We start from the raw sequence: 23,515 nt of genomic DNA on the forward strand, positions 1-23,515 counted from the left end.
GGGCTGCCGCCCCCGCGCCCCCGCCAGGGGCCATGGGCCCCTGACCCCATCAGCTTCGGGTGGGGATGTTGAGGGAGGGGCATGGGGCGCCCTTCCTCAAGGTCATTCCCGCGACGCCCCTCCCTCAACATCCCCATTCAAAAAACTGACGGGTTCCGAGGGCCTGGGCCCTCGGCGGGAGGGGTCAGGGGAGGGCAGCGCCCTCCCCGCCGGCGCGCCCCTCAGACGCCCGACGCCGGCGCGTCGCAGAGGTAGCGGTTCAGGTGGTAGGGCTGCGCGGCCAGGCCTGGGCAGAAGCTCGACACCACGGGTTCCAGCTTTTCGTAGAGGTGCCGCATGGCCGCACTCGCTTCCTCCAGGCGGGCGCGCGCGGCCTCGGCCTGGGCGGCGAGCTTGGGGATGTCGAGCTTCGTGTGCCTGCGGTCGAAATAGACGAAGTCCCCGCCGATCATCACATGGCGCACGCCCGTCGCGTCCTCGGCATGGACGATCTGGTTCACCGTCCAGTTGTGCGGAATCCAGGAGAGGCTGTTCAGGTCCAGGAAGACGATGTCCGCCTTCATCCCCGGCGCGATGGCGCCGACATCGGTGAAGCCCAGCGCGCGGGCCGAGCCCTGGGTGCCGGCCTTGTAGACCTCCTCCACGCTGGCCCAGGTGCGGGGGTCGGGCGACTGCACCTTACTGACCATGGAGGCGTAGCGCAGCGCCTCATACATGTTCCCGTTGTCCGAGCAGTTCACGCCATCCGTGCCGATGCCGACATTCACGCCGAGATCGAGCGCGCGGCGCAGCCGGAACATGCCATTGCCCAGGCGCATGTTGGAACCCGGATTGTGCGCCAGCGCGCCGCCGCGGTCGCGCATCAGCTTCAGGTCGTCATCGTCCAGCCAGATGGCGTGGGCCGCGGTGAAGTTCTCGTCCACCAGGCCCAGATGGTCCATGTGCTGCAGCAGCGTGCGGCCATAGCGCTTGATGCCGGTGATGGCCTGCACCTTGCTTTCGCCCACATGGCTGTGCAGCCCGACGCCATGGTCCTTGGCGAGCTTCATGCAGCCGCAGAGGAAGGCGTCGGAGCAATGATGCGGAATGGTGGGCGCGACGGCCGCGCGGATATCGGCGGCACCCCAGCGCCAATGCTTCAGGATGTCGGACATGGCGGAAAGCGTCTCCTCCGCCGGGCGCAGGCGCAGCGCCTCCACATCCTTCTGCAGGCCGGGCGGCAGGGCCTCCATCAGGCCGGGAATGGCCTCATAGACGGTGCGGTCGGCCACCATGGGGGCGACGACGGCGCGCATGCCCACCTCCGCATAGGCTTCGGCCACCGCGTCCATGCCCTCGCGCGAGGGCAGCGGGAATTCGTAGGTGAGGTCGTAGGCGGCGGTGCAGCCCTTCGCCACCATCTCGGCCGCGCAGATCAGGGTGGAGGTCTTCTTGTCCTCCAGCGTGCGCCCGCCCGAGATCCAGGGGCCGGCGGCCAGGAGCAGTTCCAGCGTCCACTTGTCCCCCTGCCCGCGCGCCAGTCCGCCATGGCCATGGGTGTGCGCGTTGATGAGGCCGGGGTGGATCACCATGCCGGCGGCGTCCACGACGGTGGCGCCCTCGGGCGCGGCGAGGCCCACGCCCACCTCGCGGATGATGCCGTCCTGGATCAGCACGTCGGTGGCTTCGGCGCGGCGCAGGGCAGGGTCGGCCAGGCGCGCGCCGCGAATGACGGTGAAGCCGGGTTTCATGGTGGCCATGGATGGTTTCCTCAGGCGGCGGGGATGTTGGTCTGGCTGGACGTGGACCAGGGGAAGAGCACGCGCTCCATCAGCCCCACAAGGGCGAAGAGCGTCATGCCCATGAGCGCCAGGATGACGACGGCGGCAAACGCCAGCGGCGTGCGGAAGAAGGCCATGGAGGTCTGGATCAGGTAGCCCAGCCCCGCATCGGCCCCCACGAATTCCGCTACCACCGCGCCCACCACGGACAGCGCCGCCGCCACCTTCAGCCCGCCGAAGACGAAGGGCACGGCATAGGGCAGGCGGATGCGCAGCATCTGCTGCACCCGCCCCGCCCGGCAGGCGCGGCCGAGTTCGATGAGTTCGGGCGGCGCCGCCAGCAGCCCCGCGACACTCGCCACCACCAGCGGAAAGAAGGCGACGAGGAAGGTCACGATCACGCGCGGCACCTCGTTGGCGCCCAGCGCCACGATCAGGATCGGTGCGAGTGCGACCTTCGGGATGGACTGCGTGATGACCAGCAGCGGATAGATCGCAGCCGAGATCACGGGCGAGGACGCGATGGCCATGGCCAGCGGCAGCGAGATTAGCACCGCCGCCGCGAATCCCAGCAGCACCGTCTGCAGCGTGGCCAGCGTGTGGTTCAGGATGGCGCCGCGGATGGTCCAGGCCTCGGAGAGAATGACGCTTGGCGCCGGCAGCAGGAATTCGCGGATGCCGAAGCCCTGCACGCTGCCCTCCCAGATGACGAACAGCAGGATGACCGCGATGGGTCCGGTCAGGTTAGGCCGCGCCATGGGCCGCCTCCTTCTTCGCGTAGATCAGCGCGCGGATGCGCTGCGCGGCGTCGTGGAAGGCGGGCGTTCCCTCCTGTGCGAAGTCGCGCGGACGGGGCAGCCCCACCTGGATGACATCGGCGATGCGGCCCGGGCGCGGGCTCATCACCACCACGCGATCGGCCAGCAGCACGGCCTCGCTGATGGAATGCGTCACGAACAGCACCGCGGCCCCCGTCTCGGCCCAGATGCGGAGCAGTTCGATGGACATCTCCTCGCGCGTCAGCGCGTCCAGCGCGCCGAAGGGCTCGTCCATCAGCAGCACGCGCGGCTGCTGCAGCAGGGCGCGGCAGATGGCCACCCGCTGCTGCATGCCGCCCGAAAGCTCGCGCGGGAGCTTGGTCTCGAAGCCGGTCAGGCCCGCCTTCGCCAGAAGGACGCGGGCCTCGTCCTCAGTGGTGCGGGTGGCCTTGCCCATCAGCCGCAGCGGGAAGGTCACGTTTCGCAGCACATCGGCCCACGGCAGCAGGGTGGGCGCCTGGAAGACCATGGCCGTGTCGGCGCGAGGCTCGCTCACCAGCGTGCCGCTGACCTCCACCCGGCCGAGGCTCACCGGCACCAAGCCGGCCACCAGCCGCAGCAGCGTGGACTTGCCGCAGCCCGACGCACCCACGATGGCCACGAACTCGCCGGGCGCCACGCGCAGCGTGATGTCGGAGAGCGCCTCCACGCGGCCGCCATCGCGGCCACGGAAGGTCTTGCCCACGCCCGAGAGCAGGATCACGGCAGGAAGTTCGTCGTGATGAAGCGCGCGGGGTCGAGGGTCGCGGGGTCTATCTGCTGGCTCTCGGCCACGTTGCGCCAGGTGAAGGCCAGGCGCTCGCTCTCCCAGCGGCCGAAGCCCGTGGCGCGCTGGTGGTCGTTGAAGACGTAGGTCATGGTGGCGCGCAGGCTGCCCTCGCAGTCATCCTGCGCGACCTCCGGGTTGCGCGTCACATGCAGGCGGCAGGCCTCGGCCTGGTTGTCGCGCGCCCATTCGAAGCTACGCTGCGCGCCCTGCACGAAGCGGCGCACCAGGTCGGGGTTCTGCTGGATCAGCGCGTCGGTCGCGACCAGGCCGGTGGAGTAGATGGCGAAGCCCGTCTCCACGAAGGGCAGGGCCACGATCTCCTGCCCCGCCCGCTGCGCCGCCTTGTTCTGGTAGTAGTGGTGGATGGCGAAGAAGGGCGCCGCGTCCACGCGCCGCGAGATCAGCATGGCCGCCATGGCCGAGGCGTCCATGTTCACCCAGGTGATGCTGTCCGCATTGCCGCCCGCGCGGCGCATCACCTCGGGGAAGTAGAGGCGGTGCGAATTGCCGGGCGTGATGGAGATGCGCCGGCCCTCCAGCTGGCGGAAATTGGTGATGTTGCTGGCGCGCAGCACGAACATGGAATGCGGCGAGTGCGTGTAGACCTGCATCACGGACGTCACGGGCACGTTCTGCCGGGCGCGGGCCACCATCAGCGCGCCGATGTCGGCCACGCCGAACTGTGCCGCTCCATTGGCCAGCTTGTTGATGGTGTCGCCCGAGCCGAAGCCGCGCGTCAGCGAGAGGTCTATGCCCAGCTCCCGCCAGGTGCCGCGCTGCACGCCCGCGAAATAGGCGGCGTGCTCGCCGGTGGGGATCCAGTCGAGCTGGAGAAGGGCGCGATCCTGCGCCTGGGCGGGAAGGGCCAGCAGGCTCGCCAGCATCGCGAGAACATAACGCATCGCATCTCTCCTCTGCGGCCGGCGGCGCCGGTCACCGATGGGTGTGCTTGCGTTCTCCCTGGACACTGAGCCTTGCCGCCCCAGAGCCGCGCGTCAACCCGTCGGTTCCAGCACCTTCACGGCCAGCATGATGTCATGGTCCTCGGGGCTGCGGCGCAGCCGGTAGCCCAGCTTCTCGCAGAAATGCAGCATGGGCCGGTTGTCGGCCAGCACATGGCCGACCAGTTCCGTGACACCCTCGCGCCGCGCCCAATCCTCCACCCGCGCCATGAGGTGCCGCGCGAGGCCCGTGCCCTTCGCCGCCGGCACCAGGCCCACCGCGAATTCCGCGGCCGTGCCGAAGGGCTCGCGGATCACGCGCGCCGTGCCGAAATTGCGCTTCCCGTGCATGGCGATGAAGGCCATCTCCCGCCCGTAGTCGATCTGGGTGAGGCGGGCGAGCAAGGGCGGCGGCAGCTCCTTCATCACCGAGAAGAAGCGATAGCGCACATCCTCGGGCGGCATCTCGCGGAACATGGCCCCCTGCGCCTCCGCATCCTCGGGGCGGATGGGGCGCACCTCGAAGACACGGCCATCGGGCGCGGTGTAGAGCCCGCCCAGATGCGCGGGATAGGGCGGGATGGCGAGCATGGCGCGCTCCCCCGCCGGGCGCAGCACCACATGGCCGTCCACCGCCACCACGCCCCGCGCATCGACGCGCAGCGGGTTCACGTCCAGCGAGGCGATCTCGGGGAAATCCACCAGCAACTGGCTGAAGCGCACCAGCGTGTCGGCGATGGCGGCCTCGTCCACCGGGGCGCGGTCGCGGAAACCGGGCAGCAGGGCGGAAAGCCGCGTGCGCGCGATCAGCGCATGGGCCAGCGGCAGGTTCAAGGGCGGCAGGTCGAAGGCCTCGTCGCGCGCCAGTTCCGCCGTGGTGCCGCCCTGGCCGAAGCCGATCCAGGGGCCGAACATGGCCTCCTCCCCCGCGCGCAGCCGCAGTTCCAATTGCCCGCGCGGCGCCTGGCGCTGCAGCAGGAAGCCCGCGAAGCCGGCCTCGGGCATGAGGCGCGCCATCTCGCCCGCCATGGACGTGGCGGCCTCGCCCACCGAAGCGGGCTCGCGCAGGTTCAGCATCACGGCGCCGAACTCGCTCTTGTCGGCCAGCAGGGTGCGCGCCTTCAGCACCAAGGGCGGGCCGAGGGATGCGGCATGGGCGGCGGCTTCCTCGGGCGTGGCGGCCAGGCGGTGCTCCACCACCGGCACGCCATAGGCGGCCAGCACCGCCAGCGCCTCGTCCTCATAGAGCACGAGGCGCCCCGCGGCGCGGGCGGCGTCGAAGATGGCGCGCACCTTGTCCGCCTCGGGATGGACCTCCAGCACCTGGGCCGGCGGGAGTTCGGCGGCGGCCGCGCGGTTGCGGCGCTCCTCCGCCAGGTGGGCGGCGCCGCGCAGCGCGGCCTCCGGCGTGGCGAAGCTGGGCAGGCCGGCGGCGACGAAGGGGGCGCGCGCGGCACCCGGCATGCAGAACAGGATGGGCGCGCCACGCCCCGCGCGCGGCACGGCCAGCGGGGCCAAGGGCGCCTCCTCCGGCGCGCGCAGCGCCACCACGACATCCACGCCCGGGTCGGTCGAGAGCAGCCGCGCGGCCTCCAGCAACTGCCCCCCCGCCCGGCCACCGAGCGAAAGCGGGTGGCGCAGCGGCCAGCCCGCCGGCAGCAGGGGCGTGAGCAGGGCATCGGTCTCCGCGCCGGGGGTGGCGAGGCGCAGCCCCTCGCGCAGCGCCGCATCGGCCGCCAGCCGCGCCATGCCGAGGCCATTGGCGACGATGGCCACCGCATCGCCCCTGCCTTGCCCCGTGCGCGGCTTGGCGCGGGCGAGCGTCGCGGCGGCGGCCAGCCAGTCCTCGAGGCCGCGCGCGCTGAGCACGCCCGCGCGGCGCAGCGTGGCCTCCATCACCGCCTCCGTGACACCCGAGGGGTCCGCCGCCCGCGCGCCGGGGCGCAGCGCCAGCACGGGCCGCGTGCGCGCCGCCGCCCGCGCGGCCGAGACGAACAGGCGCCGCTGCTTCACCCGCCGCAGCTCCAGCAGCACGCAGGCCGTGCCCGTGTCGCGCGCCAGCCAGTCGAGCCCCGCCGCGAAGCCGATATCGTCATTGGCGCCGACGCCGATGATGTGGCTGAAGCCCAGCCCCTCCGCCACCGCCCAATCCAGCACCGCGCGCGCCACCGCCGAGGATTGCGCCATCAGCGCCAGCCCGCCGCGCGGAATGGGCGCCTGCGCCAGCGTGGCGTTGAGGCCGAGGGCGGGGATGGCGAGGCCGAAGCTGCGCTCGCCCAGCGCCCGCACGCCCGCCGCCGCCGCGAGCCGCGCGAGGCCAGGAGAGGCCACCGGCACCACCACCGCCCGGCAGCCCGTGGCGGCCAGCGTCAGCAGCGCCTTCTCCTGGTCGGCTGGGGCGAGGCTGAGCACGGCCAGCTCCGCCGGCGCGTCATGGGCGGCAAAGCCGGGATGCGCCATGCCCTCGATCATCAGCCTGCCCTGGAAGCCGCCGCTGGCCATGTTGCGCGCCAGGATCGCCGATTCGGGCAGCGCGGCGTCCGCCAGCAGCACCACCGATGTCGGGCGGAACAGCGCGGTCTCGCGGAAACCCGCCCCGGGACGGGCGTTCAGGATCATGGACATGGGGTCGGCACCTTGCGGAAATTGTCGGGGCGCGCTGGGCTGAGGCTAGAGCATGATCCGCGGAGGCGGAATCGCCGAAGCGGTGAATCATTCTCTCAGCACGGGATGGAGCATGATCCGTGTTGCGGATCATGCTCCAGATCATAGGCCGCCCGCATGACAGCAGAACCCAGCCCGACCGATCCGCGCCTCGACCCCGAGATGGCCGCCTTCAACGCCATGATGGCGGCGCGCCTGGCGGGCCAACCGCCCATCATCTTCCCCTCCCCGCCGCGCAGCGGCTCCTTCGACGAGCAGCGCCGCCTGAACGACGGCCCGCAGGAGCCGCTCTCCGAAGGCGGGCCGGTGATGGCCGAAAGCCGCGACCTCTGGCTGCCCATCCGCGGGCGGCGCATGCAGGTGCGGCTGCACCGGCCGAGCCATGACCCCGACCTGCCCGTGGTGATCTACCTGCATGGCGGCGGCTGGGTCTGGGGCAGCATCGACACCCATGACCGGCTGATGCGCAGCTACGCCGCCGCGGCCAACTGCGTGGTGCTCGGCCCCGACTACGCGCTGAGCCCGGAGGCCGTCTTCCCCCAGGCGCTGGAGGAATGCGCCGCCGTGCTGCGCCATGTGGCCACGCGCGGCGCGGAGCTGGGGGTGGACCCCACGCGCATCGTGCTGGGGGGCGACAGCGCCGGCGCCAACCTGGCCGCCGGCCTCGCGCTGCTGGACGCGGAAGGCCCCGCCCCCGTGCCCCTGCGCGGCCTGTTGCTGAACTACGGCGTCTTCGACCATGCGCTGGACACGCCGAGCTACCGCGAATTCGCCCAAGGCTATGGGCTGACCTTCGAGAAGATGCGCTTCTACTGGGACGCCTATTGCCCCGACCCGGTGGCACGGCTCTCGCCCTTCGCCTCGCCCATGCGGGGGGACCTCTCGGCCCTGCCCTCCACCCTGCTGCACATCGCGGAGCTGGATGTGCTGGCGAGCGAGAACTACGCCTTCGCCGACCGGTTGCGCGAGGCCGGCGTCAGCCTGGAGATGCAGGCCTTCCCCGGCACGGTGCACGGCTTCCTGCGCGCACTGGGCCAGGTGGGGGCGGCCGACCGCGCGGTGGAGGCGGCCGGGGCGTGGCTCAGGGCACGATTTGGCTGACGCGTCCGATCGCGGCCGGCACAGCCGGGCGCGTCAATCGGCCGCCCATGCCAGCGTCCGATCGTGCCCGGCACGGCCGGGCGCGTGAATCGGCCGCCCAAAAGCTTCACGAGGCGGTGAGAATGGTCCGCCCGGTAATCTTGCCCTCGCGCAGTCGGTTCAGCACCGCATCCGCCTCGTCCAACCTGGCGGTGCTGACCGGGATAGGCGGGATCTTGCCCTTCTGGGCCATCCCCACCAGCTCCCGCAGCTCCGTGAGGCTGCCCACATAACTGCCGCGCATGGTGATGGCGCGGATGGGCATCAGCGGCAGCGGCACACGCAGCTCGCCGCCGAACAGCCCCACCTGGATCAGCTTGCCGCCCTTGCCCAGCGCGTCGAAGGCCGCCAGCGCGGACTGGCTGCCGTTCACCAGGTCAATGATGCCCTGCACCGGGCCGCCACAGGCCTGGATGATGCGCTTGGCCGTGTCGTCGCCGCTGGCCAGCACCGTCTCGGTGGCGCCTTGCGCGCGCGCGGCGTCGAGCTTGCCCTGGTCCACATCCACCGCGCAGATGCGCTTGTGGCCCATGCCCGCCAGCACCGCGATGGCCTGCAGCCCGAGCCCGCCCGCGCCCACCACCACGATAGGCTCCTTCTTGCCCATGGGCATCAGCTTGCGGATGGCCGAATAGACCGTCACACCCGAACACGCATAGGTCGCAGCCAGCGCGGGATCGAGTCCATCAATCGGGATCAGGTGGCGCCAATGCGTCGCCAGCACATGGGTCGCGTAGCCGCCATTCTGATAGACGCCGAGCGCGCGCGACTGCACGGCGCACATGTTCTCCTCGCCGCGCTTGCAGCGGGCGCAATTGCCGCAGCCCACCCAGGGGAAGACCAGGCGCACCTGCCCCTTCTTCAGCCCCTGCCCCTTGGCGCCCGGGCCCCATTTCAGCACCTTGCCCACGATCTCATGGCCCATGGCGAGCGGCAGCTTGAGACCACGATCCGTCATGCGCAGCTTGCCGCGGGCGCCCATGTCGTACTCGCCCTCCCAGATGTGCAGGTCGCTGTGGCAGACGCCGGCATGGGTCACTTCCAGCAGCACCTCGTCGCCCTGCGGCTCGGGGGTGGGCAGCTCGATTTCCTGGAGTGGCTTTCCGTTCTCGACGACGGCCCAGGCGCGCATGGGAACCTCCCTGTGATGTGGTTTGGATGAAGGGGAAACCGCTCTGGTCGCTTCGTCAACAGAACCTTGCGCGCGCCTTACGAAATCACCGGTCTCGCCACAAATTCGCCATGAGCGCTGCGCATCCGGTCAACCCAGAATTATAATTTCCGGGGCAGGCATATGACACGGCTGATGGTGGCCTTCTTCCTCTCGGGGTTCGGCGCCCTGCTGTGTCAGATCATCTGGCAACGCATGCTGGGGGTCTTCGCGGGCTCCGACACCGTCTCGGCCGCGCTGGTGGTCAGCGCCTTCCTCTCGGGGCTCGGGCTCGGCTCCATCATCGGCGCCAAGGTCGCGGACCGGCTTTCGCCGCGGGGTGCGATGCTGGCCTTCGCGATGGCGGAGCTGGCGGTGGCCGCCTGCGCGCTCGCTTCCAAGCCCTTCCTCTACGACTTCCTGGCCATCGGCATGGTGGACCAGGTGGAGAGCCCCGCCGCCATCTTCGCGCTGTGCTTCGCGGGCCTCGTCATTCCCACCACGCTGATGGGCGCCTCGCTGCCCCTGCTGGCCCGCGCCATCGCGACGGACCTCGGCTCCATCGCCGAACGACTGGGCACGCTCTATGGCCTCAACACCCTGGGCGCGGGCATGGGGGCGCTGGTCGGCGGCTGGTTCATCGTGGGCCATCTGGGCTTCGTGGGCGCGCTGGGCCTGGCCGCGGCCCTGGACGTGATCGCCGCCATCCTGGCGCTGACGCTGCTGGCCTCGCTCTCCCGCGAGGTGCCGCCGCGCCGCGCGGCGCGCGCCGTCACCACCGGCCCCGCGCCCTTCGGCGGATTGCCGCTGTGGTGCCTGCTGGTCTTCCTCTCGGGCTATGTGATCGTGGCGCTCGAGATCGTCTGGGTGCGGATGCTGGGCCAGGTGGGGCAGTTCCATGCCTACCTGTTTCCGACCATCCTCGGCGTCTTCCTGCTGGCCGATGGGCTGGGCATGGCGCTGGCCGCGCGCATGGTGCGCAACATGCGCGACCCCCGGCCGGCCTTCTTCCTGACCCAGGGTGCGGGCTTCGCGCTGGGCGCGTTGCTGCTGGGCGCGCTGTGGTGGGCCATGGGCCATTCGCCGCTGGCCGACTTCATGGCGCCCGACTTCGACCGCTTCGGGCCGACGCACCTCGCCATTTCCACGGCCATCATCGTCGCGGTGGTGGCCCCGCCCTCCTTCATCATCGGCATGACCTTCCCCTTCGTGCAGCGCGCCGTGCAACAGGACCTGGCGAGCGTGGGCGCGCGGGTGGGCTGGGTGCAGCTGGCCAACATCCTGGGCAATGCGGCGGGGTCCATCGGCACGGGCCTCGTCACCTTCCACTTCTTCGGCACGATGGGGACGATGCTGCTGCTGGCCATCGTCTCGCTCGGCCTGCTGGGCGCCTGGCTGTGGCAGGCGCGCGGCCCCTCGCGCACCTGGACGGCGGCGCTGGCCGCGGCCACGGCCGCCATCGCGCTGCTGATGCCCAGCAATGAACGTTTCTGGGCGCGGCTGCACGGGCTGCCCGACCAGGCCCGCTTCGCCTGGGGCGAGGACCGCTCGGGGATCGCCTTCTGGCGCGAGCATGGCGAGGGCCAGGGCCGCCAGCCGGGCCGCTTCTTCATCATGGGCTTCGGCCAGGGCTTCGTGCCCTTCCTCGACGCCCATATCCTGCTGGGCATGCTGGGGCCGCTGATCCACCCCGACCCGCAGCGGGTGCTGGCCATCGGCGTGGGCTCGGGCGGCACGCCCTATGGCGCGACCGTGAACGCCGCCACGCGCGAGATCCGTGGCGTGGAACTCATCGCCCCCGTGCTGGACGCGCTGGGCCACATCGCCCGCGCGCGGCCGGAATCGGGCGTGGCCGCGCTGCTGAACGACCCGCGCGTGCGGCTGGAGGCGGGCGACGGGCGCCGCGCGCTGACCCAGGGCGACACGCTCTATGACGTGATCGAGGCCGATGCCATCCGCCCGCAGACCTCGCATTCCGGCCTGCTCTACAGCGCCGAATTCCTGCAGCAGGTGCGCGAGCGCCTGGCGCCGGGCGGCATCTACGTGCAATGGGCGCCGACCTGGCGCGTGGTGGACACCTTCGCCGCCGTCTTCCCCCATGTGGTGCTGCTGCGGCCCATCAACGCGCTGATCGGCAGCGACCAGCCCATCGCGCTGGACCAGGCGGCGCTGATCGCCCGGCTGCGCGCGCCGGAGACGCTGGCCTTCATCCAGCGCGGCAATCCCTCCATCACCGATCTCGGCCACCTCGTGGCGGGCGAGGTCCAGGTCTGGACACCGCAGATGGCCCGCGTGGAGCCCCCGCTGACGGACATGTTCCCGCGCGACGAGTTCTTCATGAACCACGACTACCTGGACGCCTATCGCCCGCGCCCGGCCTGGACCACGACCAGCGCCGTCAGCCGGCCCGCAACGCGTCCGTGATGCGCCGCGCCGCCCCATCGGCGGCGACGAGGATGACGTCGAAGCGCATCCCCGCCGCGCCATGGCCCGGATGCGCGGCCAGCCAGATGGCGGCCGCCGCCTGAAGCCGGGATTGCTGGCGGGGCGTCAGCGCGAAGGCCGCTTCGCGAAAGCTGAGGCGCGCCTTCACTTCGACGAAGACGAGCAGGCCTTCGCGTTCGGCGATGAGATCCAGCTCGCCCGCCGGGGTGCGGGCGCGTTCGGCGAGGATGGTCCAGCCCTCGGCGCGCAGCAGGTCGCGCGCGATGGCCTCGGCATCGCGGCCGGAGCGGTCGGCGCGCGCGCCACGGCGGGCGCGCGCCCAGGTGTCAGGCGTGCAGCGCATCCCGGATGGCGGTGACGGCCTCGGGAATCATCGCCGCCGTCACGTCCAGATGGGTGCAGGCGCGCACACGGCCGCCCAGGCCACTGACCATGATCCCCTGTAGGGCGAGGCGCCGCTGGAGTTCCTCCACCGCCACCCCCGTGCCCTTGATGTCGAAGAAGACGAGGTTGGTGTCGGGCTCCTCCACCATCACGCCCTCGATCTGCGCGAGTCCGCGCGCCAGCGCCTTGGCATTCGCGTGGTCCTCCGCCAGCCGGTCCACATGGTGGTCCAGCGAATAGAGGCAGGCGGCGGCGCAGATGCCGGCCTGGCGCATGGAGCCGCCCAGCCGCTGCTTCCAGCGCCAGGCCTCGCCGATGAACTCGGAGCTGCCGCAGAGCACGGCCCCCAGCGGCGCGCCCAACCCCTTGGTGAAGTCGAGCCAGACGCTGTCGAAGCCGGCCACCATGTCCTTCGGCGCCACGCCGGCGGCGACGCAGGCGTTCATCAGCCGCGCGCCGTCCATATGGGTGGCCCAGCCCTGCTCCCGCGCCACATCGGTGACGGCGGTGAGCTGCGCCAGCGGCCAGACCACGCCGCCGCCGATATTGGCGGTCTGCTCCACCTCCAGCATGCGCTGAGGGGGGGCGTAGCGGGTCTTGGGGCGGATGCCGGCGCGCACGTCATCGGCAGTGAAGAGGCCACGCGCACCCTTCAGCGGCATGATCTGCACGCCGGTCAGCGCGGCATGGGTGCCGCCCTCGCTGTGCAGGATGTGGCTGGTCTCGTGCGCCAGCACCTCATCGCCCTTCTTGCAATGGGTGAGGATGGCGATGACGTTGCACATGGTGCCGGACGGCAAATACATCGCCGCCTCCTTGCCCATGAGCTCCGCCATGCGGTCGCACAGGGCATGGACGGTGGGGTCATCGCCATGCTGCTCGTCGCCCACCTCGGCCTCCATCATCGCGGCCTTCATGGCCGGCGTGGGGCGCGTCTGGGTGTCGGAATAGAGGTTGATGCGCACGGGTGGCGCACCGGCGGGCGGGCGGTTGGGAGCATGGACCATGGCGCGAAGGCTAGAACGCTTTGCTCGCGCCGGGAACGGGGGGTTTCTGCCCGCGGCGGCCGATTCACGCCTCGGTGATTGCACCGAGGCGATCGGACGCACCGCAAGCGGCCGATTCACGCCTTGGTGATTCCACCGAGGCGATCGGACGCACCGCAAGCGGCCGATTCACGCCTCGGTGGTTCCACCGAGGCGATCGGACGCTAGCCGGGCGTAGAAGGCACTTCCGATGGCCGCGGCGCGGCGGCCGAGTTGCGGCCATAGACCTGCATGGTCCGGCGTTCGAAGGCACGCACCATCAGCCGCGTGGCCTCGTTGAAGACGGTGCCGATCACGGCCTGCAGCAGGCGGGACTTGAATTCGAAATCCACGAAGAAATCCACCTCCGTGCCCTGCGGCACGGGGTTGAGCTTCCAGGTGTTGTTCAGATAGCGGAAGGGGCCGTCCAGGTATTGCACCTGGATCATGCCGGGGCGTTGCAGGGTGACGTCGCTGCGGAAGGTCTCGCGGAACATCTTGAAGCCGATGGTGAGGTCCGCCACCAGCTTCTGCTCGTCGCGGCTGAGCACGCGCGCGCCCACGCACCAGGGCAGGAATTCCGGGTAGCGGTGCACGTCGGCGACGATCTGGAAGACCTCCTCCGGGCGGTGGCGCAGGATGCGCTTTTCGGCATGGGTGGGCATCAGGCGCCCAATGCCTTGAGGCGCGCTTCCTTCAGCGCCGCGAAGTCCCTGTCCGCGTGGTAGGAGCTGCGCGTCAGCGGCGTGGCCGAAACGAGAAGAAAGCCCTTGGCGCGGGCCATGCTGGCATAGTCCTCGAACTCCGTGGGTTCCACGAAGCGGGCGACGGCCGCATGCTTCACCGTGGGCTGGAGGTATTGCCCCACCGTCAGGAAATCCACTTCCGCGCTGCGGAGGTCGTCCATCACCTGCTGCACCTCGATGCGCTCCTCGCCCAGCCCCACCATGATGCCGGACTTGGTGAAGATCGTCTTGTCGAGCTGCTTCGCGCGGTCCAGCAAGCGCAGGGAATGGTAGTAGCGCGCGCCGGGGCGGATGGTTGGGTAGAGACGCGGCACCGTTTCCAGGTTGTGGTTGAACACGTCCGGCCGGGCCTCGACCACCACCTCCAGCGCGCCGGGCTTGCGCAGGAAATCGGGGGTGAGGATTTCGACCGTGGTCTCGGGTGCGCTGGCGCGGATGGCGGCGATGGTCTGCGCGAAATGCAGCGCCCCGCCATCGGCCAGGTCGTCGCGGTCCACGCTGGTGATGACGACATGGCGCAGGCCGAGCTTGGCCACCGCCTCGCCCACCCGGCGGGGTTCGTCGGCATCGAGGGCGTTCGGCATGCCGGTGGCGACATTGCAGAAGGCGCAGGCGCGGGTGCAGATCTCGCCCATGATCATCATGGTGGCGTGGCGCTGGGACCAGCACTCGCCGATGTTGGGGCAGGCCGCTTCCTCGCAGACGGTAACCAGCTTGTTGTCGCGCATCAGCGCGCGCGTCTCATGGTAGATCGGGTGGGTGGGCGCCTTCACCCGGATCCAGGCGGGTTTCCGCTGGATGGGGTTGTCGGGGCGGTTCGCCTTTTCCGGGTGCCGCGCGGCGCCGGTGCGGGCGGTCTCCGCCTTGCTGCGGTGGTCGATCTCGATGCGGGCCATGGTGGCTCCATATAGCGCGGGGCGAGGTTTTCCCCAGCCCCCATCCGTCAGTGCAACCCTGCCGCCCGCCGACAGCGGAACAGGCGGCGGCGGAAGCACCCGCCCCACGCTCCGGCCGCAAAGCGGCCGGCGCCGCCCAACCGCCCTACCCGCCCACGCATCTGAAGCGCGGCGAAAGCCAAGCCGCCGGAGGCGTCGTGCCGAAGGCACGCCTGCGGCGTGGCGCCCGGCGTTTGAGGGCAATTAGATATGTATCACGCGCCCATAGGCATCCAGCACGCTCTCGTGCATCGCCTCGCTCACCGTCGGATGCGGGAAGACGGTGTGCATGAGTTCGGCTTCGGTGGATTCCAGGGTGCGGGCGATGCCATAGCCCTGGATCATCTCCGTCACCTCCGGCCCGACCATGTGGGCGCCCAGAAGCTCGCCCGTCTTGGCGTCGAAGACGGTCTTCACGAAGCCCTCGGGCTCGCCCATCGCGATGGCCTTGCCATTGCCGATGAAGGGGAAGCGGCCCACGCGCACCTCGTGCCCGGCTTCCTTGGCGCGGGCCTCGGTCAGCCCCACGCTCGCCACCTGCGGGCGGCAATAGGTGCAGCCGGGGATGTTCAGCACGTCCATCGGGTGCGGGTGCAGGCCCGCGATGGCTTCCACGCAGATGATGCCCTCGTGGCTCGCCTTGTGCGCCAGCCAGGGCGCGCCCGTCAGGTCGCCGATGGCATAGACGCCAGGCTCGCCGGTGCGGCCCATGGGGTCGGTCTTCACATGGGTGCGGTCCACCTCGACCTTGGTGCCCTCCAGGCCGAGATTTTCCACATTGCCCACGATGCCGACCGCGGAAATCAGCTTGTCGGCCGTAATGTCCTGCACCTTGCCGTTCGCTTCCACGATAGCCGTGATGCTGTCCGCGCCCTTCCGCACCCCCTGCACCCGGGCATTGGTGATGACCTTCATGCCCTGACCCACGAAGGCCTTGTGGACGAAGGCGCTGATCTCGGCGTCCTCGACCGGCAGGATGCGGTCCATCACCTCGATCAGCGTCACCTCCGCACCCATGTTGAGGTAGAAGGACGCGAACTCGCTGCCGATGGCGCCCGAGCCCATGACGATGATCTTCTTCGGAAGCGCGGCCGGCGTCATCGCCTCGCGGTAGGACCAGATGAGCTTGCCGTCCGGCTCCATGCCCGGCAGCACGCGGGCGCGGGCGCCGGTGGCCAGGATGATGTGCTTAGCGGCCAGCTCCGCCACCGGCTTCCCGTCCTTGGTGACCTTGAGCTTGCCCGGGCCCGCCAGCGCGCCCTGCCCGTCGAAGACCGTGACCTTGTTCTTCTTCAGCAGGTGCTTCACGCCGCCCGAGAGCTGCCCCGCCACGGCGCGCGAGCGCTTCACCACCTTCGCGAAGTCGAAGCGGACATTGTCGGCCGCGAAGCCATAGGCATCGAGGCTGTGCAGCAGGTGGTTGATCTCGGAGGCGCGCAGCAGCGCCTTGGTCGGGATGCAGCCCCAGTTGAGGCAGATGCCGCCCAAATTCTCGCGCTCCACCAGCGCGACCTTCATCTTGAGCTGCGAGGCGCGGATGGCGGCCACATAGCCGCCAGGCCCGCCGCCCACCACCACCAGGTCGAATGTCTCGGCCATCTTGCCTCTCCTCAGGCGGCGAGCGCGGAGAGTGCCGCGCCGGCGAGCCGCCGGTCCGTCCATTGCGTGCGCGCCGTGGCCCCGATGCGGTCATAGAGGGCGATGGCCGGCGCGTTCCAGTCGAGCACATTCCACTCCAGCGCGACGAAGCCTTCGTCCAGCGTCAGCCGCGCCAGCGCCCGCAGCAGTGCCATGCCATGCCCCGCGCCGCGATGGGCCGGGACCACGAACAGGTCTTCCAGCCAAAGCCCCCGCCCGCCCAGGAAAGTGAGCGCGGTGGGGTAGAAGAGGGCGATGCCCACGGCCTCGCCCTCCACCTCCGCCAGCAGCGCCCGGCAGGCGCCCTGTTCCAGGAGGCGGTGGAAATCCGCCTCGGTGGCGCGGAAGTCGCCCAGCAATTCCTCGTATTCGGCCAGCGCGCGGACCAGCGTGAAGACGGCGGACGCATCCGCCGGGCTGGCCGCGCGGATGGTCACAGCATCAGGCTCAGCGGGTTCTCGATCAGGCCCTTCAGCGTGGCCATGAATTCGGCCGCCAGCGCGCCATCCACCACGCGGTGGTCCACGGAGAGCTGGCAGGTCATCACCGTCGCGATGGCCAGCGCGCCATTCTTCACCACCGGCCGCTGCTCGCCCGCGCCCACGGCCAGGATGCCGGCCTGGGGCGGGTTGATGATGGCCGAGAAGAAGGACACGCCATACATCCCCATGTTGGAGATGCTGAAGCCGCCGCCCTGGAATTCCTCGGGCTTCAGCTTGCCGGCCTTGGCCCGCGCGCCGAGGTCCTTCATCTCGTTGGAGATGGTGGCGAGGCCCTTGCGGTCCGCGCCCTTCACGATGGGCGTGATCAGCCCGTCCGGGATGGCCACCGCCACGCTGATGTCCACATCCTGGAATTGCAGGATGGCCTCATCCGTCCAGGCGGCGTTCACGCCCGGGTGGCGGCGCAGCGCCACGGCGCAGGCCTTGATGATGAGGTCGTTCACCGAAAGCTTGAACGCGCCGGCACCTTCCTTGGGCGACTGCGCATTCAGGTCCGCGCGCAGCTTCAGCAGCGCGTCCAGTTCGAAATCCATCGCCACGTAGAAATGCGGCACGGTGGTCTTCGATTCCGTGAGCCGCCGCGCGATGACCTTGCGCATGGAGGAATTCGGCACCGCCGTGTGCGGCGCCGTGATGGCCGGCGCGGCGGGTGCCGGCTTCGGGCCAGGGGCGGAAGAAGGCGCGGGTGCGGGCTTCCCCGCCTCCGCGGTCACGGGTGCAGCGTCGCGCTTCGGGGCCGCCGGGCGGTTCATTGCCGCCTCGACATCGGCCTTCACGATTCGCCCCTGCGGTCCGCTGCCCGTGACCGCGGCCAATTCAATCCCTGCCTGCTGCGCCATGCGCCGCGCGAGCGGCGAGGCGAAGACGCGATCGCCCGAGGCAGCGGGCGCCGGCGCGGGCTTCGCGGGTTCCGCCTTCGGCGCTTCGGGTTTGGGTGCCTCGGGTTTGGGTGCCTCTGGCTTCGGCGCCTCCGCCTTCGCCTCAGGCTTGGGCGAAGCGGCGTCCGGCGCCTTCTCGCCCTGCTCGACCAGCACGGCGATGACGTCGTTCACCTTCACGCCCTCGGTGCCGTCCGCCACCAGGATCTTGCCGAGGATGCCTTCATCCACGGCCTCGACTTCCATGGTGGCCTTGTCGGTCTCGATCTCGGCGATGATGTCGCCGGCCTTGATGCTGTCGCCCTCCTTCTTCAGCCAGCGGGCGAGCGTGCCCTCCGTCATGGTGGGCGAGAGGGCGGGCATCAGGATGTTGGTGGCCATGTGCGGGCGCCCCTTGCTTAGCGGTAGGTCACGGCGCGCGCCGCTTCCACCACCTGTTCGAGGCGCGGCAGGGCGAGCTTCTCGAGATTGGCGGCGTAGGGCATCGGCAGGTCAAGCCCCGTCACGCGGGTGGGCGGCGCGTCCAGGTGGTCGAAGGCGTGTTCCATGATCTGCATGGCCACCTCGGCGCCGATGCCGGCATAGGGCCAGCCCTCCTCCAGCGTCACCAGGCGGTTGGTCTTCTTCACGGAGTTCACGATGGTCTCGGTGTCCAACGGCCGCAGCGTGCGCAGGTTGATCACCTCCGCGCTGATGCCCTGCTCGGCCAGCTTTTCCGCCGCCTGCAGCGCCATGCCGACCATGATGGAGAAGGCCACGAGCGTGACGTCCGTGCCTTCGCGCTCGATCTTCGCCTTGCCGATGGGCAGGATGAAGTCGTCATCCGTCGGGCATTCGAAGCTCTGCCCGTAGAGGATCTCGTTCTCCAGGAAGATGACCGGGTTCGGGTCGCGGATGGCCGCGCGCAGCAGCCCCTTCGCATCCGCGGCACTCCACGGCGCGACCACCTTCAACCCCGGGCAATGCGCGTACCAGGAGGCGTAGCACTGGCTGTGCTGCGCGGCCACGCGGGACGCGGCCCCGTTCGGTCCACGGAACACGATGGGGCAACCCAGCTGCCCGCCCGACATGTAGAGCGTCTTGGCGGCCGAGTTGATGATCTGGTCGATGGCCTGCATCGAGAAGTTGAAGGTCATGAACTCGACGATGGGCTTGAGGCCGTTGAAGGCCGCGCCCACCGCCATGCCGGTGAAGCCATGCTCCGTGATGGGCATGTCCATGACGCGCTTCGGGCCGAACTCGTCCAGCAGGCCCTGGCTGATCTTGTAGGCGCCCTGGTACTGGCCGACCTCCTCGCCGATCAGGAAGACGTCGCCATCCAGGCGCATCTCGGCGGCCATGGCATCGCGCAGCGCCTCGCGCACGGTCATGGAGCGGGTGGGGCCCCAATCGCGCTCGGGCTGGGCGGAGGGGGTGGCGGCCACATCCTCGGGCACGGCGCTGGCCTTGGGCGCGGGCGCCTCGGCCTTGGGTGCTTCGGCCTTGGGTGCTTCGGCGGCGGGTTTCGGCGCTTCGGCCTTCGCCCCGCCCGAACCACCATCCAGCTCCGCGATGGGGCTGTTCACCGACACGTTCTCCGTGCCCTCGGGCACCAGGATGCGGGTGATGGTGCCCTCATCCACCGCCTCGACCTCCATGGTGGCCTTGTCGGTCTCGATCTCGGCGATCACGTCGCCGGACTTCACCGCATCGCCTTCCTTCTTCAGCCACCGCGCGAGCTTGCCCTCCGTCATGGTGGGCGAAAGCGCCGGCATCAGGATCTCGACGCCCATCTCACTTGGTCTCCAGAAGGATGTCGGTCCAGAGCTCGCTCTCCGGCGGCTCCGGCGATTCCTGCGCGAATTCCGCGCTGTCCTGCACGATGGCCTTCACCTCGTCGTCAATCGTCTTGAGGTCGGCCTCGGTCACGCCCTGCGCCATCAATTCGGCCCGCGCGGTCTCCAGGCAGTCATGCTGCTCGCGCATCTTCTGCACCTCCTCGCGGGTGCGATACTTCGCGGGGTCCGACATGGAGTGGCCGCGGTAGCGGTAGGTCTTCATCTCCAACAGATAGGGGCCGTTGCCGGCGCGGCAGTGGGCCACGGCGCGGCTTCCGGCCTCGAACACGGTGCGGACGTTCATGCCGTCCACCTGCTCGCCCGGGATGCCCCAGGGGCTGCCATTCTTCGACAGGTCGCGGCTGGCGCTGGCGCGCTCCACGCTCGTGCCCATGCCGTACTTGTTGTTCTCAATGATGAAGATGCAGGGCAGCTTGAAGAGTGCCGCCAGGTTCAGGCTCTCGAAGACCTGGCCCTGGTTGGAGGCGCCCTCGCCGAAATAGGTCAGCGCCACATTGTCATTGCCGCGGTACATGTTCGAGAAGGCGAGGCCCGCGCCCAGCGAGACCTGCGCGCCCACGATGCCATGGCCGCCGAAGAAGCCCTTCTCGCGCGAGAACATGTGCATGCTCCCGCCCTTGCCCTTGGAATAGCCGCCGATGCGGCCCGTCAGCTCCGCCATCACGCCGCGGGCCTCCATGCCGGTGGCCAGCATGTGGCCATGGTCGCGGTAGGAGGTGATGACCTGGTCGCCTGGGACGAGGCACATCTGCATGCCCACCACCACGGCCTCCTGGCCGATGTAGAGGTGGCAGAAGCCGCCGATCAGCCCCATGCCGTAGAGCTGGCCCGCCTTCTCCTCGAAACGGCGGATCAGCAGCATGTCCCGATAGGCCTGCAGCAGAACGTCACGACCCATCGCGGGCTCCTTGCCACGGCTGCGGCGCTTGGCGCCCGAGGTTTCGGGGGGCATGGCGTTCTCCCTGTCGAACTGCCCCATCATTAAGGGCGCCCACACGCCGTTGCAAGGAGGACCATCAACGCCAAACCGGCAGAAAATCAACGATTTATGAATTTTAACTTGATATTGGTTAACATGCTGCGGCGCATCAACGCACCATCCGGATGGCGATGATCCCGGCCGCCCCGCCACAACCGCCGCATGACACCCGAACGCCGCCTCGCCCTCTCCACCTTCGCCCTGCACGGCGCCGACCAGGCGGCGCTGGCGGCACTGCCCCTGCTGGCCACGCTCCATCTCGGCGGCGGCCCCGGCATGACGGGCGCGCTGGTGGCGGCGCAGGGGGCGGCCTGGCTGCTGGTCTCCCTGCCGGCCGGCGCCTGGCTGGACCGCGCGGGGCGGGTGCGGGCGCTGCGGGTGGCGCTCTGGGCCGCGGCACTCGGCTTCCTGCTGGCCTGGGCGCTGCGCCACCACCCGGCCACCCTCGCCCTGGCCGCCTTCCTGGGCAGTGGCGCGGTGGTGGTGGGCATCCTGGCCGTGGCCGCCCTGCTGCCGGGCTATGTGGCCGCCGCGCGCCGCCCCCGCGCCAACGCGGCCATCGAACTCGCCCGCGGGGTGGCGACGCTGGTGGCGGCACCCCTCGCCGGCCTCTGCGCGCAGCTGGGCTCGCCGGGCCTCGCCTTACCGCTCGCCGCCGCCTTCGCCGTGACGGGCGCCCTGGCCCTGGGCCGGCTGCCGGCCGAACCGCCGCCCGCCCCGCGCGTGCCGCTGCGCCTCGCCATCCTGGAGGGCGCGCGCTTCACCTGGCGCGAGGCGCATCTGCGCGGCCTCGCCTTCTGCGCCATCGCCTGGAACTTCGCCTTCTTCGCCCTGCTGGCCGTGCTGGTGCCGCTGGCGCTGGGCCCGCTTGGCCTCACCCCGGCCGAGACGGGGCTGGCGCTGGGCTTCTACGGCGCGGGGCTGATGATGGGGGCGGTCGCGGCCCCCCTGGTGCTGCGCGTGCTGGCGCCCGGCCATGTGCTGGCGCTGGGGCCGGGGCTGACGCTGCTGGCCGTGCTGCTGCTCTGGGCCGGGCTGCTGCCGGCCTTCCCGCGCCTCGCGCTGTCGCAATGGCTGGTGGGGTTCGGCCCGATGCTCTGGCAGGTCACGCAGACCACACTGCGCCAGGCGGTGACGCCCTCGGCGCTGCTGGGCCGGGTGGGGGCGGTGATGCAGGTGGCGGTCTTCGGCGTGCGGCCGCTGGGGGCGCTGGCCGGCGGCGCGCTGGCGGCCCGGGACGGCGCGGAGGCGGGCCTGCTGCTGGCCCTGCTGGGCTTCGCTCTCTCGGTGCTGCTGGTGCTGCGCGCGCCCCTGCGCGGCCTCAGCGCCTTCCCCACGGATTGCGCGGCCGGGGCGCCTGCCGCACATTCCACCCTGGGCAGATGAGGGACCCACATGGCCTGGCATCATTGGCCGCTGCTTCCGCTCCATGCCATGGCGCTCGCCACCGGCGCCAAATCCTTCGAGAAGAACCCGCTGATCGGCAGCCCACGGCTGAACCGCGCCGGGCTGCACATCGCGCGCCGCAACCTGGCGCAGCGCCTGGGCGAACGCCGCCGCGCCGCCCTGGCGCAGGGGGTGGAGGCGGAAGACCAGCGCGCCCTCATGGAACATGGCTTCCTAACCAAGCCCGACTTCCTCCCCGCCGCCGATTTCGCCGCCATGCGCGCGGAGCTTTTCGCCGCGCGCCTGCCCGCGCGCGAATACCTGGACGGCTACACGCTGACGCGCCTCATCCCGCTGGATGCCGCCTCGCTGGCGCACCTGCCCGCCACCCGCGCGGCACTCGGCTTCGCGCCCTACCGTGCCCTGCACGACTTCGTGGGCTCCTTCCGGCAATCGCCCTTCCTCTTCGTGCAGACGGTGTTCAGCCATGTGCGCGAGGCCCCGCCCGACATCCAGTCGGACTTCCACACCGACACCTTCCACCCCACCGTGAAGTCCTGGCTGTTTCTCGACGAGGTGGCGGAGGGCGAGGCGGGCTTCACCTATGTCCCCGGTTCGCACCGCCCCAACCGGCGGCATCTGGCGTGGGAGAGGCAGGTCTCCATCGGCGCGGCGCGGGCCGCGGACCGCAGCACGCGCGAAGGCTCGCTCCGCATCGAGGAGGCGGCGCTGCCGCGCCTGGGCTATCCCGCCCCGCGCAAGATGGCGGTGGCGCCCAACACGCTCGTCATCGCGGACACCAGCGGCTTCCACCGCCGCGGCATCGCGGACAGGCCCACGCGGCGCGTCAGCATCTGGGCCTATGCGCGCGGCAACCCGTTCAAGCCCTGGCCGGGCGGGGACGTGCTGTCCGCCACCGGCCTCGACAAGCGCGTGATCCGCGGTTTCTGGGCGGCACAGGACATGGTGAAGCGGATGAGTGGCGCCACGGGCGGCTGGCGCTGGGTGGGCGAGCGCGGGCCGCTGGACCCGCCGGCGATCTGACTCAAGGCGACTGACTCACCGCTCCGGCGATTCCGCCTGCGCGGATCAGGCTGACTCAAGGCGACTGATTCACCGCTCCGGCGATTCCGCCTGCGCGGATCAGGCGCTAGTAGAGGCGTTCGCCCGGGGCGTAGGGCAGGATGATCTCGCCCGGGCGGCTCAGGTTCAACAGCGCGCGGGCGCGTTCCTCCACCTGGTCGCGGTCCATCTCGCTGCCGCGCACGGCGTTCACGCGGCGTTCCATGGCTTCACGCTCGGCGGTGGCGATGTTCAGGCCGATACGCGCCTGGGCCAGGTCCTGCAGCCGCTCGACGTGCCGCTGCTCACCCTGCTGGGCGTGCCAGATGAAGAAGGCCGAGGCCCCGAAGAAGAGCACGGGCGCGATCAACCCCCGCGCCAGACGGCCCAGCCACGCCAGCATGTGATAGTCCCCCACGACCGGCGGTCCCCCCGGACCGCCCGCCGCAACTCA

20 protein-coding genes are annotated in these 23,515 nt (G+C 70.4%); 4 read left to right on the forward strand and 16 right to left on the reverse strand.

The features are described from left to right. Positions 1-221: 221 nt before the first annotated feature. The 5 genes from GGQ83_RS12020 to GGQ83_RS12040 all read right to left on the reverse strand — a co-directional run bounded on the left by GGQ83_RS12020 (position 222) and on the right by GGQ83_RS12040 (position 6,913). Positions 222-1,739, reverse strand: coding sequence for an amidohydrolase family protein (locus GGQ83_RS12020; RefSeq protein ID WP_184384253.1), 1,518 nt, complete (start codon positions 1,737-1,739; stop codon positions 222-224). 11 nt (positions 1,740-1,750) lie between these two features. Then, positions 1,751-2,518 (reverse strand): ABC transporter permease, encoded by a 768-nt coding sequence (locus GGQ83_RS12025; protein WP_184384255.1) that lies wholly within the window; start codon positions 2,516-2,518, stop codon positions 1,751-1,753. Further along, positions 2,505-3,281: an ABC transporter ATP-binding protein gene (locus tag GGQ83_RS12030; protein WP_184384257.1), complete on the reverse strand. Its 777-nt coding sequence runs from the start codon at positions 3,279-3,281 to the stop codon at positions 2,505-2,507. Before GGQ83_RS12030 ends, GGQ83_RS12025 begins: the two co-directional genes overlap by 14 nt. Further along, positions 3,278-4,249: an ABC transporter substrate-binding protein gene (locus tag GGQ83_RS12035; RefSeq protein ID WP_184384259.1), complete on the reverse strand. Its 972-nt coding sequence runs from the start codon at positions 4,247-4,249 to the stop codon at positions 3,278-3,280. Before GGQ83_RS12035 ends, GGQ83_RS12030 begins: the two co-directional genes overlap by 4 nt. A 93-nt stretch (positions 4,250-4,342) precedes the next feature. Next, entirely contained in the window at positions 4,343-6,913 is a 2,571-nt protein-coding gene (locus GGQ83_RS12040) for a bifunctional acetate--CoA ligase family protein/GNAT family N-acetyltransferase (protein ID WP_184384261.1), read from the reverse strand. Between the two features lie 156 nt (positions 6,914-7,069). Here GGQ83_RS12040 and GGQ83_RS12045 point away from each other — a divergent pair, with 156 nt between their 5' ends. Further along, positions 7,070-8,053, forward strand: a complete 984-nt coding sequence (locus tag GGQ83_RS12045) for an alpha/beta hydrolase (protein ID WP_184384263.1) — start codon at positions 7,070-7,072, stop codon at positions 8,051-8,053. A gap of 106 nt (positions 8,054-8,159) precedes the next feature. Here GGQ83_RS12045 and GGQ83_RS12050 read toward each other — a convergent pair whose 3' ends face one another. Continuing rightward, positions 8,160-9,224 (reverse strand): alcohol dehydrogenase, encoded by a 1,065-nt coding sequence (locus GGQ83_RS12050; RefSeq protein ID WP_184384265.1) that lies wholly within the window; start codon positions 9,222-9,224, stop codon positions 8,160-8,162. 162 nt (positions 9,225-9,386) lie between these two features. Here GGQ83_RS12050 and GGQ83_RS12055 point away from each other — a divergent pair, with 162 nt between their 5' ends. Next, on the forward strand, positions 9,387-11,666 hold the full coding sequence (locus tag GGQ83_RS12055) for a fused MFS/spermidine synthase (protein WP_184384267.1): 2,280 nt from the start codon (positions 9,387-9,389) through the stop codon (positions 11,664-11,666). Here the strand turns inward: GGQ83_RS12055 and GGQ83_RS12060 are convergent. The 9 genes from GGQ83_RS12060 to pdhA form a co-directional block, all read right to left on the reverse strand. Beyond that, positions 11,641-12,030 carry a YraN family protein gene (locus GGQ83_RS12060; protein WP_184384269.1) on the reverse strand — a complete coding sequence of 130 codons (390 nt, stop codon included), beginning with the start codon at positions 12,028-12,030 and terminating at the stop codon, positions 11,641-11,643. The genes GGQ83_RS12055 and GGQ83_RS12060 overlap by 26 nt on opposite strands. After that, the gene (locus GGQ83_RS12065) at positions 12,014-13,036 is read right to left on the reverse strand and encodes a threonine aldolase family protein (RefSeq protein ID WP_456315714.1); all 1,023 of its coding nucleotides are present in this window, start codon (positions 13,034-13,036) and stop codon (positions 12,014-12,016) included. The genes GGQ83_RS12060 and GGQ83_RS12065 overlap by 17 nt, the downstream gene beginning before the upstream one ends. Before the next feature lie 245 nt (positions 13,037-13,281). Then, positions 13,282-13,761, reverse strand: coding sequence for a type II toxin-antitoxin system RatA family toxin (locus GGQ83_RS12070; protein WP_184384273.1), 480 nt, complete (start codon positions 13,759-13,761; stop codon positions 13,282-13,284). Further along, the gene (lipA, locus tag GGQ83_RS12075) at positions 13,761-14,738 is read right to left on the reverse strand and encodes a lipoyl synthase (protein ID WP_184384275.1); all 978 of its coding nucleotides are present in this window, start codon (positions 14,736-14,738) and stop codon (positions 13,761-13,763) included. The genes GGQ83_RS12070 and lipA overlap by 1 nt, the downstream gene beginning before the upstream one ends. 243 nt (positions 14,739-14,981) lie before the next feature. Then, complete coding sequence (lpdA, locus tag GGQ83_RS12080) at positions 14,982-16,376, reverse strand: dihydrolipoyl dehydrogenase (RefSeq protein WP_184384277.1); 1,395 nt, start codon at positions 16,374-16,376, stop codon at positions 14,982-14,984. Between the two features lie 11 nt (positions 16,377-16,387). Further along, positions 16,388-16,852: a GNAT family N-acetyltransferase gene (locus GGQ83_RS12085; protein WP_184384279.1), complete on the reverse strand. Its 465-nt coding sequence runs from the start codon at positions 16,850-16,852 to the stop codon at positions 16,388-16,390. Further along, the gene (locus tag GGQ83_RS12090; protein ID WP_184384281.1) at positions 16,849-18,177 is read right to left on the reverse strand and encodes a pyruvate dehydrogenase complex dihydrolipoamide acetyltransferase; all 1,329 of its coding nucleotides are present in this window, start codon (positions 18,175-18,177) and stop codon (positions 16,849-16,851) included. Before GGQ83_RS12090 ends, GGQ83_RS12085 begins: the two co-directional genes overlap by 4 nt. Before the next feature lie 17 nt (positions 18,178-18,194). Then, the gene (locus tag GGQ83_RS12095) at positions 18,195-19,568 is read right to left on the reverse strand and encodes a pyruvate dehydrogenase complex E1 component subunit beta (protein ID WP_184384283.1); all 1,374 of its coding nucleotides are present in this window, start codon (positions 19,566-19,568) and stop codon (positions 18,195-18,197) included. Between the two features lies 1 nt (position 19,569). Further along, positions 19,570-20,532: a pyruvate dehydrogenase (acetyl-transferring) E1 component subunit alpha gene (gene pdhA / locus GGQ83_RS12100; RefSeq protein ID WP_184384377.1), complete on the reverse strand. Its 963-nt coding sequence runs from the start codon at positions 20,530-20,532 to the stop codon at positions 19,570-19,572. Positions 20,533-20,775: 243 nt separating this feature from the next. On the opposite strand from pdhA, the gene GGQ83_RS12105 reads away from it, so the two are divergent. Next, complete coding sequence (locus GGQ83_RS12105; protein ID WP_184384284.1) at positions 20,776-21,999, forward strand: MFS transporter; 1,224 nt, start codon at positions 20,776-20,778, stop codon at positions 21,997-21,999. Positions 22,000-22,008: 9 nt separating this feature from the next. Then, positions 22,009-23,043, forward strand: coding sequence for a phytanoyl-CoA dioxygenase family protein (locus tag GGQ83_RS12110; protein ID WP_184384286.1), 1,035 nt, complete (start codon positions 22,009-22,011; stop codon positions 23,041-23,043). Between the two features lie 106 nt (positions 23,044-23,149). Here the strand turns inward: GGQ83_RS12110 and GGQ83_RS12115 are convergent, their stop codons facing one another. After that, positions 23,150-23,464, reverse strand: coding sequence for an FtsB family cell division protein (locus tag GGQ83_RS12115; RefSeq protein ID WP_184384288.1), 315 nt, complete (start codon positions 23,462-23,464; stop codon positions 23,150-23,152). Positions 23,465-23,515 lie beyond the last annotated feature (51 nt).

Source organism: Roseococcus suduntuyensis, assembly GCF_014196305.1.
GTDB classification, from domain to species: Bacteria; Pseudomonadota; Alphaproteobacteria; order Acetobacterales; family Acetobacteraceae; genus Roseococcus; species Roseococcus suduntuyensis.

Coding starts and splice junctions, on each gene's coding strand:
- GGQ83_RS12020 (WP_184384253.1), bottom strand. CDS start 1,739: ATGGCCACCATGAAACCCGGCTTCACCGTCATTCGCGGCGCGCGCCTG.
- GGQ83_RS12025 (WP_184384255.1), bottom strand. CDS start 2,518: ATGGCGCGGCCTAACCTGACCGGACCCATCGCGGTCATCCTGCTGTTC.
- GGQ83_RS12035 (WP_184384259.1), bottom strand. CDS start 4,249: ATGCGTTATGTTCTCGCGATGCTGGCGAGCCTGCTGGCCCTTCCCGCC.
- GGQ83_RS12040 (WP_184384261.1), bottom strand. CDS start 6,913: ATGTCCATGATCCTGAACGCCCGTCCCGGGGCGGGTTTCCGCGAGACC.
- GGQ83_RS12045 (WP_184384263.1), top strand. CDS start 7,070: ATGACAGCAGAACCCAGCCCGACCGATCCGCGCCTCGACCCCGAGATG.
- GGQ83_RS12050 (WP_184384265.1), bottom strand. CDS start 9,224: ATGCGCGCCTGGGCCGTCGTCGAGAACGGAAAGCCACTCCAGGAAATC.
- GGQ83_RS12055 (WP_184384267.1), top strand. CDS start 9,387: ATGACACGGCTGATGGTGGCCTTCTTCCTCTCGGGGTTCGGCGCCCTG.
- GGQ83_RS12060 (WP_184384269.1), bottom strand. CDS start 12,030: ATGCGCTGCACGCCTGACACCTGGGCGCGCGCCCGCCGTGGCGCGCGC.
- GGQ83_RS12070 (WP_184384273.1), bottom strand. CDS start 13,761: ATGCCCACCCATGCCGAAAAGCGCATCCTGCGCCACCGCCCGGAGGAG.
- lipA (WP_184384275.1), bottom strand. CDS start 14,738: ATGGCCCGCATCGAGATCGACCACCGCAGCAAGGCGGAGACCGCCCGC.
- lpdA (WP_184384277.1), bottom strand. CDS start 16,376: ATGGCCGAGACATTCGACCTGGTGGTGGTGGGCGGCGGGCCTGGCGGC.
- GGQ83_RS12090 (WP_184384281.1), bottom strand. CDS start 18,177: ATGGCCACCAACATCCTGATGCCCGCCCTCTCGCCCACCATGACGGAG.
- GGQ83_RS12095 (WP_184384283.1), bottom strand. CDS start 19,568: ATGGGCGTCGAGATCCTGATGCCGGCGCTTTCGCCCACCATGACGGAG.
- pdhA (WP_184384377.1), bottom strand. CDS start 20,532: ATGGGTCGTGACGTTCTGCTGCAGGCCTATCGGGACATGCTGCTGATC.
- GGQ83_RS12105 (WP_184384284.1), top strand. CDS start 20,776: ATGACACCCGAACGCCGCCTCGCCCTCTCCACCTTCGCCCTGCACGGC.
- GGQ83_RS12110 (WP_184384286.1), top strand. CDS start 22,009: ATGGCCTGGCATCATTGGCCGCTGCTTCCGCTCCATGCCATGGCGCTC.
- GGQ83_RS12115 (WP_184384288.1), bottom strand. CDS start 23,464: ATGCTGGCGTGGCTGGGCCGTCTGGCGCGGGGGTTGATCGCGCCCGTG.